This is a genomic window from Streptomyces sp. VNUA24 (assembly GCF_029167005.1).
GTDB lineage: Bacteria > Actinomycetota > Actinomycetes > Streptomycetales > Streptomycetaceae > Streptomyces > Streptomyces scabiei.
Map to the genome: position 1 here is coordinate 5,017,476 of NZ_CP119143.1, position 13,708 is coordinate 5,031,183.

Consider the following 13,708-nt stretch of genomic DNA (forward strand, 5'->3'; position numbering starts at 1 on the left):
GCTGCCGCTGGGGGCAGGCCGTGGGGTGGGGGGCGCCTGGGGGGGTCGTGGGTACGTGCGGATGGGTGGGGGCTGGTCGCGCAGTTCCCCGCGCCCCTGAAGGCTTGGGGCTACGCCCCTGCCTTCCCCTCTCAGCGGCAGCCGCAGGTCGCGAGGGTGGAGGTGGCGTCGGTCAGGGCCTTCTTCGCGAGGTCGGTGTCGGCCAGGTCCGTCTCCGTGGCGAGGAACGCGAAGGCGAGCAGCCGGCCGTCGGCGTCGACGACCGTGCCGGCGAGGGTGTTCACGTTGCTCAGGGAGCCCGTCTTGGCGCGGACGACGCCGGTTCCGGTGGCGTCGCCGGGGTAGCGGCTCCGCAGGGTGCCGGTGAAGCCGGCGACGGGCAGGCCGGTGAGGACGGACCGGAGTTCGGGGTGGGCGGGGTCCGCGGACCTGGACAGGAGGGCGGTGAGGAGGTCCGGGGTGAGCCGGTTGCCCCGGCTCAGGCCGCTGCCGTCCGCGAACGCGACCCGCGCGAGGGGCAGTTCGAGCTTCTTCAGCTCGCCCTTGATGGCCGCCGCGCCGCCGTCGAAGCTGGGCTTCCCGTCCGTCGCGAGCGCGACCTGGCGGGCGAGGGCCTCGGCGATGTCGTTGTCGCTGTGGGTGAGCATGCGCTCTACCAGGGTCGTCAGGGGCGGTGAGGAGACCGCGGCGAGTTCCGCGGCGCCCTTCGGGGCCCGGGCGGACCCCTCGGTCCGCGTTCTGATGCCCCGTTCCTCCAGCAGGTCCGCGAACGTGGCGGTCGCGGCCGCCGCCGGGTCCGGGTCGCGGTCCGCGCTGCCGCTGGTCGAGTCGTTGAGGCGGGCCTCGTCGGCCATGAGCGGGACGACCAGGGCGAGATTGCCGTTCGGGCCGATGGTGTGCTGCGCGGGGCCCTCGTAGAGGGAGATGTCGTAGGTGAGGGTGATCTTCTTGAGGTGACGCTTCCGCAGGGCGGCGGCCGTCTCGTCGGCGAGCGCACGCAGGCTCGCGTAGCCGCCCGTGTCCTTGTGGGCGGTGAGGGTGGGATCGCCGCCGCCGACGAGGACGGCCTCGGCGGAGCCGGGGGCCAGGACCACGCGGGTCTCGATGCGGTGGTCGGGGCCGACCGCGGTGAGGGCCGCGACGGCCGTGGCGATCTTGGTCGTGGAGGCGGGGGTCAGGGCGTCGTCCGCGTTCTGGGCGTACAGCCGTTCGCCGGTCCTGACGTCGACCACGGCGGCCGCGCGGCGGGGGCCCAGGACGGGCGCCTTCAGGAACGGGTCGAGGGCGGCGGCCAGGGCGCCGGCCGCGGGCAGGGAGTTCGCGCCGGAGGCGCCGTCCACACCGGCCAGCACGGCGGGGGCGCTCGGCGCGGGCTTGGGCGCCCCCGCCGTGCCGGACGACCTCCCCGAGCCGCGTCCGTGATCTGCGCCACCCTGACGGGCCCCCGATGCGGCCCAGTCGCGCTCGGCCGTACGCTGACCGGAGGAGTCCCAGGGTCCGGCGGCGGTCACCGCCCCGGCCGAGAGCACCAGCCCCAGGGTGGCCGCGCCGGCGGTGAACTGGAGGGTCGTGAGCTTCTTCGTGCTCCCCGCGAGCTGCGAAGAGCGTGCCGTGACGGCGCTCGTGACGCGTTCGACGCCGGGTTTCACCACCCGTGCGACGCGCGCGGCACCGGGCCGTACGGCGCGCGTGACGCGCGCGATCCCCGGTTTCACGCTGTGCGCGACCCGCGCCACATGCGGTCTCGCGGCCCGCCAGACCTTCGGCTCCCGCACGACCACCAGCCCCTTTCGCGATCACCCACCTGCGTGAGGGACACTTAACCACCAGAACTATGTGTTGATCATGGAGGAGCCACCGGTGGAGTTCGACGTCACGATCGAGATTCCGAAGGGTTCGCGGAACAAGTACGAGGTGGACCACGAGACCGGTCGGATCCGCCTGGACCGTCGACTCTTCACCTCGACCGCCTACCCGACCGACTACGGCTTCGTCGAGAACACCCTCGGCGAGGACGGCGACCCGCTGGACGCGCTGGTCATCCTGGACGAGCCGACCTTCCCGGGCTGCCTCATCAAGTGCCGCGCCATCGGCATGTTCCGGATGACGGACGAGGCCGGCGGCGACGACAAGCTGCTGTGCGTCCCGGCGACCGACCCGCGTGTGGAGCACCTGCGTGACATCCACCACGTCTCGGAGTTCGACCGCCTGGAGATCCAGCACTTCTTCGAGGTCTACAAGGACCTGGAGCCCGGCAAGTCCGTCGAGGGCGCCGACTGGGTCGGCCGCGCCGAGGCCGAGGCCGAGGTCGAGAAGTCGTACCTGCGCTTCAAGGAGCAGGGTCACTGACCCTGGCCGTACTCGTCGGCTGATCACACGAACGGGCCGCGTGACCCCTGGAGGGGCGCGCGGCCCGTTCGTGTGCCGGTGTGTGCCGGTGCGCATACTGAGACGTACTGAGGTGTCGTTCAGGGAGTGCGGCGAAGTGGGAGTGACGGAACCGGGGAAGCGCGGACCCGGGGAGGGCCGTAAGCCGGTGTCGGACGAGGCGGGCGGGGCGTTCGTGCCGGTGGGCGTGGCCCTGGGGATCGACGGCGACGCGTCGGTGACCTCGGAGTTCCAGATCCCGGCCGGGCTGGACGTACCGGCCGCCGGGGCGGAGTCGGAGTCACAGACGACCTCCGAGTTCGCGCTGCCGGAGGGGCTGGCGCCGCCCGAGCCGCCGGCGACGGAGCACGAGGGCTCCGCCTTCAGCGTGCCGCGGACCTACAGCGCGCGGCACGCGCCGGTCGCCTTCACCCCGGCGGGCGGGATCCCGGCCGTCAGCCTCACCAAGGACGTGCCCTGGCAGGACCGGATGCGCACGATGCTCCGGATGCCGGTGGCGGACCGTCCCGCGCCGGAGCCGCCCGCGCGCGCGGAGGGCGACACGGGGCCCGCGGTACCGCGCGTGCTCGACCTCACGCTGCGTATCGGGGAGCTGCTCCTCGCCGGCGGTGAGGGCGCGGAGGACGTGGAGGCGGCGATGTTCGCCGTGTGCCGCTCCTACGGCCTCGACCGCTGCGAGCCGACCGTCACCTTCACCCAGCTGTCGGTCACCTACCAGCCGTCGCTGGTGGACGACCCGGTGACGGCGGCCCGGATCGTACGGCGCCGGGCCACCGACTACACCCGGCTCGCGGCCGTCTTCCATCTGGTGGACGACCTCAGCGCCCCGGAGAGCGCGATCTCGCTGGAGGAGGCCTACCGGCGCCTCGCGGAGATACGGCGCAACCGGCACCCTTATCCCGGCTGGGCGCTGACCGCGGCCAGCGGACTGCTCGCGGGCGCCGCGTCCCTGCTGGTCGGCGGCGGGGTCGTCGTCTTCGTCGCGGCCGCGCTGGGCGCGATGCTCGGCGACCGGCTGGCCTGGCTGTGCTCGGGGCGGGGGCTGCCGGAGTTCTACCAGTTCCTGGTGGCGGCGATGCCTCCGGCGGCGATCGGCGTGGCCCTGACGGTGACGCACGTGGACGTAGCGGCGTCCGCCGTGATCACCGGTGGGCTCTTCGCGCTGCTGCCCGGGCGGGCGCTGGTCGCGGGTGTCCAGGACGGCCTCACCGGTTTCTACATCACCGCCTCCGCCCGGCTCCTGGAGGTCATGTACCTCTTCGTGGGCATCGTGGTGGGAGTGCTGCTCGTCCTGTACTTCGGCGTGAAGGTGGGCGCCGAGCTGAACCCGGACGCGGCCCTCGGCAGCGCGGACCGCCCGCTGCTGCAACTCGCGGCGTCGATGCTGCTGTCGCTGACCTTCGCGGTGCTGCTCCAGCAGGAACGGTCCACCGTGCTGGCGGTGACCCTGAACGGGGGTGTCGCCTGGGCCGTGTACGGGGCCATGCACGAAGCGGGCGGGATCTCGCCGGTGGCCTCAACGGCGGTGGCCGCGGGGCTCGTGGGGCTGTTCGGGCAGCTGCTGTCGCGCTACCGGTTCGCCTCCGCGCTGCCCTACACGACCGCGGCGATCGGCCCCCTGCTGCCGGGCTCGGCGACGTACTTCGGGCTGCTGGGGTTCGCGCAGAACGACGTGGACGCGGGCCTGGTGTCCCTGACGAAGGCGGCAGCGCTGGCGATGGCCATCGCGATCGGGGTGAACCTCGGGTCCGAGGTGTTCCGGCTCTTCCTGCCGGGCGCGGCGCGGGCGGGCCGGAAGGCCGCGAAGCGCACCAGGGGCTTCTGAACGACCGAGGCCCCGCGTCCCGCCGGAGCGGGGGGCGGGGCCTCGGGTGTTCGGTACCGCGGGTGTTCGGTACTGCGGGCGTTCAGTGCTGCGGGTAGTCCTGGCCCTGGTACCCCTGCTGGTTCTGGTTCGGGGGGTACTGGTTGCCCTGCGGATACTGGTTGCCCTGCGGGTACTGCTGGGCGTACGGCTGCTGTTGGGGCTGCTGGTAGCCGTAGTCCTGGTGGCCCTGGCCCTGGTCGCCGTGGTGGCCCTGGTACCCCTGGTTGCCGTAATCCTGCTGCGGGTAGCCCTGGTTGCCGTAGCCCTGCTGCTGGTACCCCTGATTGCCGTAGCCCTGGTCGGGGTTGTACGGCTGCTGCTGGGGCCGGTCGGCGGACGGGACGCGGCGGAGCTGGGTGGTCGCGTCGTCCATGGCCGGGGCGGCGGAGGGCTCCGGGGACTGCTGGGGCTGGTTCTTCTTCGCCCTCCTCGCCTTGAGAAGTTCGAAGATGATCGGGAGCACCGAGATGAGGACGATGAGGATGAGCATCGCCTCGATGTTCTTGTGCACGAACTCGATCTTCCCGAGCCAGGAGCCGAGGAGGGTGACGCCCGCGCCCCACAGGACGGCACCGACGATGTTGAAGATCAGGAACGTGCGGTACCGCATGCCGCTGACGCCCGCGATGATCGGCGTGAACGTCCGCACGATGGGCACGAAGCGGGCCAGGATCAGAGACTTCGGACCGTGCTTCTCGAAGAACTCGTGGGCTTTGGTTACGTTCTCCTGCTTGAAGAAGCGGGAGTCGGGACGGCTGAAGAGGGCGGGGCCGACCTTCTTGCCGAACATGTACCCCACCTGGTCGCCCAGGATCGCCGAGACGCAGATCAGCACGATCGCCAGCCACAGCGGGAAGTCCAGCTGGTCGGTAGTGATCAGCAAGCCGGCCGTGAACAGCAGCGAGTCGCCGGGAAGGAAGAACCCGAAGAACAGGCCGGACTCGGCGAACACGATCAGGAGCAGGCCCCAGATGCCGAACGAGTCGAGCAGATAGTCCGGATCCAGCCAGCTCGGTCCGAGGGCGATCGTCGTCACGGTTCCGGGCTCCTGGGGGTGAGAGAAAGTGCGGGCCTGTGGGCGGGGGCCCACGACGGTGGGGCCCACAGGGGTGACCAAAGCTATCAACGCACGGTCACCCCGCTAGGTTCCACCGGCTCCCCCAGGGTGCCCTGTGGCCGCACCGAGACCAAGCTGTGTGGTCAGCGGCGGGTCCGGGAGGGCGGTCAGGGGCGGCGGCGGGCCGCGTTGGCGTGGATCGCGTCGCGCAGGTGCTCGGCGAGACCCGGACGCATGGCGTCGTAGAACGCCTTGAAGCGCTCGTCGGAGACGTACATCTCGCCCAGGTTCTCGTGCATCTCGTACGGGCAGTCGTAGAACCAGGTGCAGATGTGCTGCCGGTGCTCCTCGGCCATGGTCATGGCCGCCTCGTCGGCCGGTTCCTCGCCGGCGGTCATCAGGGCGTCGTAGCGCGCGCCCCAGTCGGCCACCTCGTCCTGCATGCGCTTCCAGTCGGCCTTGGTGTACGAGGCGGCCCGGCGCTGCGACTCGGCGTACGCCTGCGTGCCGCCCCAGCGCTGTTCCGCCTCCTCGGCGTACTGGTCGGGGTCCTTGTCGCCGAAGACCTCGAACCGTTCCTCGGGGGTGAGGTTGATGCCCATCTTGCGTGCCTCCATGGCGTGTTCCACGGCCGCGGCCATCTTCCGCAGCTTCTCGATCCGGGCGGTCAGCAGTTCGTGCTGGCGGCGCAGGTGCGTCCGCGGGTCCGCCTCCGGGTCGTCGAGCAGGGTCGCGACCTCGTCGAGGGGGAAGCCGAGTTCCCGGTAGAACAGGATCCGCTGGAGCCGGTCGAGGTCGTCGTCGCCGTAGCGGCGGTGACCGGCGCCGGTGCGCTCGCTCGGGACGAGGAGACCGATCTCGTCGTAGTGGTGCAGCGTGCGCACCGTGACGCCGGCGTAGCCCGCGACCTGTCCCACGGTGTGGCCCATGCTTCCGCTCCCTTTGTGAGTACGTCTTCCAGACTGGGTCCTCACGTCGCGTGAGGTGCAAGTCCTTCGTGCCGTAACGCGCCGGGCACGCGCGCGGACCTGGCGGACTGTGCAATTCCGCAGGGCGGGGTGCTGGTGAAACGCACTGGCGTCCGGTCACACGCGTCCCACTGTGCACAACGCGAAGTCCGGGCGCGCGGACTGTGCATCCGTGCCATGGCCCGTCGCCCGGCGGTCCTCCTACGGTGTGTCCGTCGACGAGACGCCCGGCCCGGCACGGGGGTGCGGGCCAGGTGTGGCGTCGGCGGGCCGGCAGGCCGCTCGCGCCGCCGGGGCACCCGAGCTGCCCGCGCGCGTGTTGGGGCACGTGCGCGGGTCCGGGTCCGTCCGATCCAGGCAGGGGTACGGCGGACTCGTGTCCCGGCGGTCAGGGGCGGGGCGGCTGGATCAGGGCCGGGCGGCCCAGCAGGACGTGCAGGGCGAGGGCGATGTCGGCCACGGTCACCACGTCGGTGTCGGTGATGCCCACCGTCCTGGTCGAGAAGTCCATGCCGAGGAGGGCCGCCGCGTCCCGGGTGTGGTTGCGGACGGTGGCCTCGGACAGGCCCAGGGCGCGGGCCGCCTCCCGGGTGCTGAGGTCGGACTCCAGCCAGACGCAGAGGGTCTCGACGAGGCCGCGCTGATCCTCCCGTACGGGGCGCAGCCGCTCCTCGGCCCAGGCCGTGGGGCCGCCGTCCTCGACGGCGGCCGCGATCAGCGCCGCGAAGTCCGGTGCACGGGAGCGGTCGGGGGCGCCCGCGTCCGAGGGGGTCTGCGGGTCCGGCAGCGCGAGGATGTCGAGGGCGAGCAGCGTCAGGACGCGGTCGTTGGCCGAGCCCCGGAGGTCGAGGGAGAGGATCTTCCCGGCCCGGGTGAGCCGCTGAGTGACGGTGTTGCGGTGGACGCCGAGGCCGCCGGCGGCCTCGGTGTGCTTGAAGCTGAGGGCGGTGGGGAGGGTCTCCAGCAGCAGCTTCCGCTCGTCGCCCCGGCCGGGGAAGTCGTCGAGGAGCGGGGACATCAGGGCCGCCGCCCATGCCTTCGCCTCCCGCCTGGGCAGGAGCGGGGCGAACTTGGCCCGGGAGCCGCCCAGCCGGACGCGGTGCGGGGTCCCGGCCGCGTCGCCCACCGCGGTCAGCGCCTCCAGATAACCGACCGCGGTCTCGGCGAGCGGATGCAGGCGGCTCTGGCCCATCAGGTGGCCCTCGCGGGCCGCGATCATCTCCTTGAGGAGCGTCTCGACCCGGTCGCTCTCGCGGACGGGGTCGAGGATCAGGATGTGCCGGGGCTTGCCCGGGCAGGCGGAGACGATGGCCTGCTCGGCCAGGGCCCGCTCGCACCAGCTGAGGGTGGCCTCGCGCTCCTGCGGGCCGGTGTCGACGACGTAGACGCGTGCGGTGTCGGTGTCCAGCAGGGCCTGCGCGGCGCCCGTGTAGACCACCTGCGCCAGAACCGTTTCTCCGCGCATCAGCAGCTGGAACGCGGCATGCCGCACCGCCCTCGGGGTCTCCGCCGTGGCCTGGTGCTCACGGCGGGCCTGGTCGCACAGGCCGAGGAGCTTCGCCGCGTGCCGGATCAGCGCCGTGCCCGCGCTGTCGAAGGGGGTGGGGGAGGCGAGGGCGAGCCTGACCTCGTCCGCGTCGGCCGGGAAGCCCGGGGCGCCGGAGCCTGCGGGGGCTCCCGGGGAGACGGGCACGATACGGGTGTGCAGGGCGCCGCCGGGGGCGCCGGGCTCCGGTGTGCTCTCCGCTGCCGGGCGCATGGCGTGCCGCGCGTTGTGCGGGGCGCCGTGAGCGCTGTGCGCGCCGTACTGCGCGCTGTACTGCGCGCTGTACTGCGCGCCGTGCGCGGCGGTGATGACGGCGTGGGCGAGCCCGGCGGGCGCGCTGTCGGGCACGGCCGCCAGGACGCCGCGCCGGGCCGAGCTGACGAGCACCTCGGCGTCCAGGGCCACGGAGAGCCAGTCGGCGATGCGCCGCGCGGCCGTGGGGTCCGCGAGACGGGCCGGCAGCCGGTTGAGGAGGCCGTCGAGATGGGCGACCTGGCGCTCGGCGAACTCGGCGCGGCGCAGCCGCAGATCCTCGTTGACACGGCCCCAGGCGGCGGTCTCGGCGGAAGTCGTCAGCAGGGGCAGCTGCAGGCGGTTGGCGGCGGTGAGGACGGCCTCGGGAAGGGTGCTCAGGACGTGGCCGGGGGTGCCGATCACCAGACCGGCGGCCTTGTGCCCGGCCAGGAGCCGGATCAGGTGGTCGAGCGCGCGCAGGTGGGCCCGGGTCGGGCCCGGCGTGCTCAGCGTGACCAGGAACAGCGTTCCGCTGCCGGCCGGGGCGTCCGCCGCGAGGTCGCCGGGCGGGTGCGGCGGGTCGGGCAGCGGGCGGGTGACGACCTCGGTGACCCTGGTGGCGCCGTAGCGGGAGGCGTGGCCCGGCTGGAGGAACCTCAGGAGCAGCCGCTGCCGCTCGTTGATCAGATAGTCAAGGGTGGGCAACTCCGCCGTCCCTCCCCGGTCGCGCACGTGGGTCCGCGGAACGCTCAACTCCACCTGCTGTGTTCACTCTTGTCATATGTGATGCGCATTCGGCAGCGTAATCGACGCGGGATACGGCCGGCACATCGTCCTCACGCACCACCCGCGCCCCCGACGCACACACGCGAGATGCGCGCCCCCGGCGGCGGACCTACCGTCGGACACATGCCACTGCACCGATGGGACAGCGACGACGCGCAGGACGGCGGGACCGGCCGGAAGGACGGGCACCGGCTCGCCGTGAACCCCTTCTACGGCCAGGCCGCCAACCCGGTGGGCGGGATGACCGAGGCCCCGCCGAAGCACCGGCTCCCGGACGCGCCGCTGCCCCCCTCGACGGCGTACCAGCTCGTCCACGACGAACTCATGCTGGACGGCAACTCACGACTCAACCTCGCCACCTTCGTCACCACCTGGATGGAGCCGGAGGCCGGGGTCCTGATGGGTGAGTGCCGGGACAAGAACATGATCGACAAGGATGAGTACCCGCGCACGGCCGAGCTGGAGCGGCGGTGCGTGTCGATGCTCGCCGATCTGTGGAACGCGCCGGACCCGAACGCCGCCGTCGGCTGCTCGACCACCGGCTCCAGCGAGGCCTGCATGCTCGCCGGGATGGCCCTCAAGAGGCGGTGGGCGAAGCGGAACGCCGACCGGTATCCCTCGGCGGACGCCCGGCCCAACCTCGTGATGGGCGTCAACGTCCAGGTCTGCTGGGAGAAGTTCTGCAACTTCTGGGAGGTCGAGGCCCGGCAGGTGCCCATGGAGGGCGACCGGTTCCATCTCGACCCGGCGGCGGCCGCGGCGCTGTGCGACGAGAACACGATCGGGGTCGTGGGCGTCCTCGGCTCCACCTTCGACGGGTCGTACGAGCCGATCGCCGAGCTGTGCGCGGTACTGGACGACCTGCGGGACCGTACGGGGCTGGACGTGCCCGTCCATGTCGACGGCGCGTCCGGCGCGATGGTCGCGCCGTTCCTCGACGAGGAGCTGGTGTGGGACTTCCGGCTCCCCCGGGTGGCGTCGATCAACACCTCGGGGCACAAGTACGGGCTGGTGTACCCCGGGGTCGGCTGGGCGCTGTGGCGGTCCGCCGAGGAGCTGCCGGAGGAGCTGGTGTTCCGGGTGAACTACCTGGGCGGGGACATGCCCACGTTCGCGCTGAACTTCTCGCGGCCCGGGGCGCAGGTCGTCGCGCAGTACTACACGTTTCTGCGGCTGGGGCGGGAGGGGTTCCGCGCGGTGCAGCAGTCGACACGGGACGTGGCGACGCTGCTCGCGCGGCAGGTCGACGGGTTCGGGGACTTCCGGCTCCTCACGCGGGGCGACGAGTTGCCGGTGTTCGCGTTCACCACGGCCGAGGACGTGACGGCTTACGACGTCTTCGACGTGGCCCGGCGGATGCGGGAGCGGGGGTGGCTGGTGCCGGCCTACACGTTCCCGGAGAACCGGGAGGATCTGTCCGTGCTGCGGGTGGTGTGCCGCAACGGGTTCACGTCGGATCTCGCGGGGTTGTTCCTGGAGGACCTCGGCAGTCTGCTGCCGGAACTGCGGCGTCAGCGGGGGCCGTTGACACGGGATGCGGGGGCGGCGACGGGGTTCCATCACTAGGCCCGCGGGGGGACCTCCGGTGTGCGGGTGGGCGCCTCAGGGGGTGGGGGTGGTGGTTGGGCAGGTGCGGGTGTGTGGGGGCTTGTCGCGCAGTTCCCCGCGCCCCTGAGAACGGGGCGCGGGCCCACTCCGACCTCGGGTCTGCTGGTGGGGCGCCTAAAGGGGTGGGGGTGGCGGTTCACGGGCGGGTGCGGGTGTGTGGGGGCTGGGCGCGCAGTTCCCCGCGCCCCTGAAGGCATCAGGCCCCTGCGGGCCTGAAAGACCAGGCCCTGGGCTCTGTGGTTGCCCTCAGCCGTGTGCTCAGTGGTTGCCCTCAGCCATGTGGTCAGTGGTTGTCCCCCGGGTGGTGTTCGGGTGTGGCGTACGGGTTTTTCTGACCGGGCTGGAGGATGCCGATGAAGGGGGCGCCCTCGCCCGCGAAGGTGTAGGCGCCGGCGCGGATGCGGTCGATGAGGCCATGGGTCCAGGCGGCGCCCGTGTCGGCGGAGTGGATCCAGTAGTTCATGATCTCGCCGATGTGGCCGAGCTGCCCGGGGCCGTCCTCGGGGAGGTAGTACTCGGTGACGGACCTGCGCCACTTCTCGATGGACCGCAGCCGCTCCTCCAGCAGCCCCAGCACCTCCTCACGGCCGAGGTCGACCATGGTGCCGAGGGCGGCGGAGAGGACGTCCGGCTGCTGGTCGTAGGCGGTGAGGGACTCGCGCACCAGCCGCAGGTACTCCTCGGTGCCCCGCTCCGTGATCTCGTACTCCGTGCGCGGCGGCCCGCCGGCCGTGGACGGGGCGATCTCGTGGGCGACCAGCAGTCCCTGTTTCGCCATCTGCTTCAGGGCGTGGTAGATCGAGCCGGGCTTGGCGTTGGACCACTCGTGCGCGCCCCAGTACTCCAGGTCGTTGCGCACCTGGTAGCCGTGGGCCCGCCCGTGCTGGCGCACGGCGCCGAGCACGAGAAGACGGATCGCTGACATGCGCCCAGCGTAGGACCACCGCGGGTCACCCCCAGCTGGTCCCCTGCTCCTTCGCCACCAGCTCGAACGCGGTGGCGCCGTCCAGCGACTCCCGGATGATGTCGGCGTGCCCGGCGTGCCGGGCGGTCTCACGGATGAGGTGCAGGGCCAGCCAGCGCATGGAGACCCGGCCCTCCGGCGGGAACCAGGGGTCGTTCGGCAGGGCGAAGGTGTCGTCGAGGCTGTCCACCGACCTGAGGAAGGACTCCGTCTCGGCGGCGACCTTCTTCCAGTATGCGAGCTGGGACTCGACGGTCTCGTCGCCGACCAGGGCGAACGTCTCGTGCCAGTTGGACTCGTCGCGCCGCACCGCCGGGGCCTCGCCCTTGGCCCGCGCGAGCCAGCTCTGCTCGACCTCGGCGACGTGCTTGAGGAGGCCGGCCAGCGACAGGTCGCTGGCGCTCGGCTTGGTGGACGCCTGCTCGTCGGTCAGTCCGAGCAGCGCGCGCCGGATGCCGCCGCGCTGCTCCTCCAGGAACGCGAGCAGTGCCCCTCGCTCGTCGCCCTTCGCCTCCGCGCTCACGTGCGTGACCATGACGTCTGCCTTTCGCCGGACCGGGGGACTCGGGTGAGCCCCTCTGACACCGACCAAGTTACGGACCCTTGCGGTCAGGTTCTGTCCTCAAGGGTCCGCGCGTCGGAAACCGGTCGCGCAGTGAGCGGAACGGTCAGAACGGGAAGAAGCTCCGCCCGTGCTGGACCGAGATCCACTTCTGGGTGGTGAACGCGTCCACCGCCGTGTCGCCGTTGAGACGGCCGACGCCGGAGTGCTTCTCGCCGCCGAAGGGGACGAGGGGCTCGTCGTGGACGGTGCCGTCGTTGACGTGGAACATGCCGGTGTCGATCTGCTTGGCGAAGTTCACGCCCCGCTCGATGTCGGCGGTGTGGACGGCGCCGCTGAGCCCGTACGGGGTGTCGTTGACGAGACGGACGGCCTCGTCCTCGCCGTCGAAGGGGATGAGGAAGGCGACCGGGCCGAAGACCTCCTGCCGGAGGAGGGGGGAGTCGGCGGGGACGTCGGTGAGGACGGACGGCTCGACCAGGTTGTCGGTCGTGGAGCCGTGCACGAGCGCCGTGGCGCCCTCGGCGAGGGCCTGCTCGACGACGGCCCTGAGGGCGTCCGCCTGGGAGGCGTTGATGACCGGGCCGATGACCGTCCCCGGGTCGCTCGGGTCGCCGACCTTCAGGGACCGCACCTTGGCCACGAACTTCTCGGTGAACTCGGCCCGGACGGAGCGGTCGACCAGGACGCGGTTGGCGGCCATGCAGACCTGGCCCTGGTGGACGTAGCGCGAGAAGACGGCGGCGTCGACGGCGTAGTCGATGTCCGCGTCGTCCAGGACCACCAGGGCGCTGTTGCCGCCCAGTTCGAGGATCGCGCGCTTGAAGTGCGAGGCGGCGACGGTGGCGACGTGGCGGCCGACCTTGTCGGAGCCGGTGAAGGAGATGACCTTGGGGATCGGGTGCTCGATGAAGGCGTCGCCTATCTCGGCGATGTCGGTGACGACGACGTTGAGCAGCCCGCCGGGCAGGCCGGCCTCCTCGAAGATCTTCGCGACCAGGGTGCCGCCGGTGATGGGGGTGTTCTGGTGCGGCTTCAGCACGACGCCGTTGCCGAGGGCGAGGGCCGGGGCGACCGACTTGATCGAGAGCAGGAAGGGGAAGTTGAAGGGGCTGATGACGCCCACGACACCGACCGGTACGCGGTAGAGGCGGTTCTCCTTGCCGTCGACCGGCGAAGGGAGGATCCTGCCCTCGGGGCGCAGCGCCAGCTGGATCGACTCGCGCAGGAACTCCTTGGCGAGGTGCAGTTCGAACCCGGCCTTGAGGTGCGTGCCGCCCAGCTCGGCGATGATCACCTCGGTGATCTCCCCCTCGCGCTCCTCGATGACCTTGAGGGCCTTCTCGAAGACCGCGCGACGCGCGTAGGCGTTGACCTGGGCCCACTCCTTCTGGGCCGCCCGGGCGGCCCGGTAGGCCTCGTCCACCTCGTCGACCGTGGCGATGGTGATCGACGCGAGCTTCGCGTCGTCGTACGGGTTGAAGTCGATGATGTCCCAGGAGCCTGAGCCCGGGCGCCACTCGCCGCCGATGTACTGCTGTGCCAGGTCGGTGAAGTAGGACGACATGTGATCCTCAATCAGTCGGCATCGATCAAGATTGATCACTCGTCATCGTACGTGCGAGTAACGGGAGTTGGAGAGCAACTCGGGAGACTCGGTGAAGACCCTGAGCGCGCCCGGAGGGACGCGCGCGGGGCGGGGGATCCTTGGGGATCCTTGGGGATCCT

The 13,708-nt window shown here is 71.7% G+C and carries 10 protein-coding genes; 3 read left to right on the forward strand and 7 right to left on the reverse strand.

The genetic code is table 11. The features are described from left to right. Positions 1 to 131: 131 nt before the first annotated feature. A complete protein-coding gene (dacB, locus tag PYR72_RS21310; RefSeq protein WP_275456783.1) occupies positions 132 to 1,781 on the reverse strand; it encodes a D-alanyl-D-alanine carboxypeptidase/D-alanyl-D-alanine-endopeptidase in 1,650 nt (549 codons plus the stop codon). A gap of 79 nt (positions 1,782 to 1,860) precedes the next feature. On the opposite strand from dacB, the gene PYR72_RS21315 reads away from it, so the two are divergent. Next, positions 1,861 to 2,349: an inorganic diphosphatase gene (locus PYR72_RS21315; RefSeq protein ID WP_275456784.1), complete on the forward strand. Its 489-nt coding sequence runs from the start codon at positions 1,861 to 1,863 to the stop codon at positions 2,347 to 2,349. Positions 2,350 to 2,485: 136 nt separating this feature from the next. Then, positions 2,486 to 4,213, forward strand: coding sequence for a threonine/serine exporter family protein (locus tag PYR72_RS21320; protein WP_275456785.1), 1,728 nt, complete (start codon positions 2,486 to 2,488; stop codon positions 4,211 to 4,213). An 82-nt stretch (positions 4,214 to 4,295) separates the two neighbouring features. Here PYR72_RS21320 and PYR72_RS21325 read toward each other — a convergent pair whose 3' ends face one another. The 3 genes from PYR72_RS21325 to PYR72_RS21335 all read right to left on the reverse strand — a co-directional run bounded on the left by PYR72_RS21325 (position 4,296) and on the right by PYR72_RS21335 (position 8,765). Then, a complete protein-coding gene (locus PYR72_RS21325) occupies positions 4,296 to 5,291 on the reverse strand; it encodes a VTT domain-containing protein (protein ID WP_275456786.1) in 996 nt (331 codons plus the stop codon). 188 nt (positions 5,292 to 5,479) lie between these two features. After that, positions 5,480 to 6,241 carry a MerR family transcriptional regulator gene (locus PYR72_RS21330; RefSeq protein WP_275456787.1) on the reverse strand — a complete coding sequence of 254 codons (762 nt, stop codon included), beginning with the start codon at positions 6,239 to 6,241 and terminating at the stop codon, positions 5,480 to 5,482. 427 nt (positions 6,242 to 6,668) lie between these two features. Further along, entirely contained in the window at positions 6,669 to 8,765 is a 2,097-nt protein-coding gene (locus PYR72_RS21335; protein ID WP_275456788.1) for a helix-turn-helix domain-containing protein, read from the reverse strand. 204 nt (positions 8,766 to 8,969) lie between these two features. Here PYR72_RS21335 and PYR72_RS21340 point away from each other — a divergent pair, with 204 nt between their 5' ends. After that, on the forward strand, positions 8,970 to 10,412 hold the full coding sequence (locus PYR72_RS21340; RefSeq protein WP_275456789.1) for a glutamate decarboxylase: 1,443 nt from the start codon (positions 8,970 to 8,972) through the stop codon (positions 10,410 to 10,412). 325 nt (positions 10,413 to 10,737) lie between these two features. Here PYR72_RS21340 and PYR72_RS21345 read toward each other — a convergent pair whose 3' ends face one another. The 3 genes from PYR72_RS21345 to PYR72_RS21355 all read right to left on the reverse strand — a co-directional run bounded on the left by PYR72_RS21345 (position 10,738) and on the right by PYR72_RS21355 (position 13,547). Next, positions 10,738 to 11,379: a PadR family transcriptional regulator gene (locus tag PYR72_RS21345; RefSeq protein WP_275456790.1), complete on the reverse strand. Its 642-nt coding sequence runs from the start codon at positions 11,377 to 11,379 to the stop codon at positions 10,738 to 10,740. Positions 11,380 to 11,404: 25 nt separating this feature from the next. Then, a complete protein-coding gene (locus PYR72_RS21350; RefSeq protein WP_275456791.1) occupies positions 11,405 to 11,953 on the reverse strand; it encodes a DinB family protein in 549 nt (182 codons plus the stop codon). 133 nt (positions 11,954 to 12,086) lie between these two features. Further along, entirely contained in the window at positions 12,087 to 13,547 is a 1,461-nt protein-coding gene (locus PYR72_RS21355) for an aldehyde dehydrogenase family protein (protein ID WP_275456792.1), read from the reverse strand. Positions 13,548 to 13,708 lie beyond the last annotated feature (161 nt).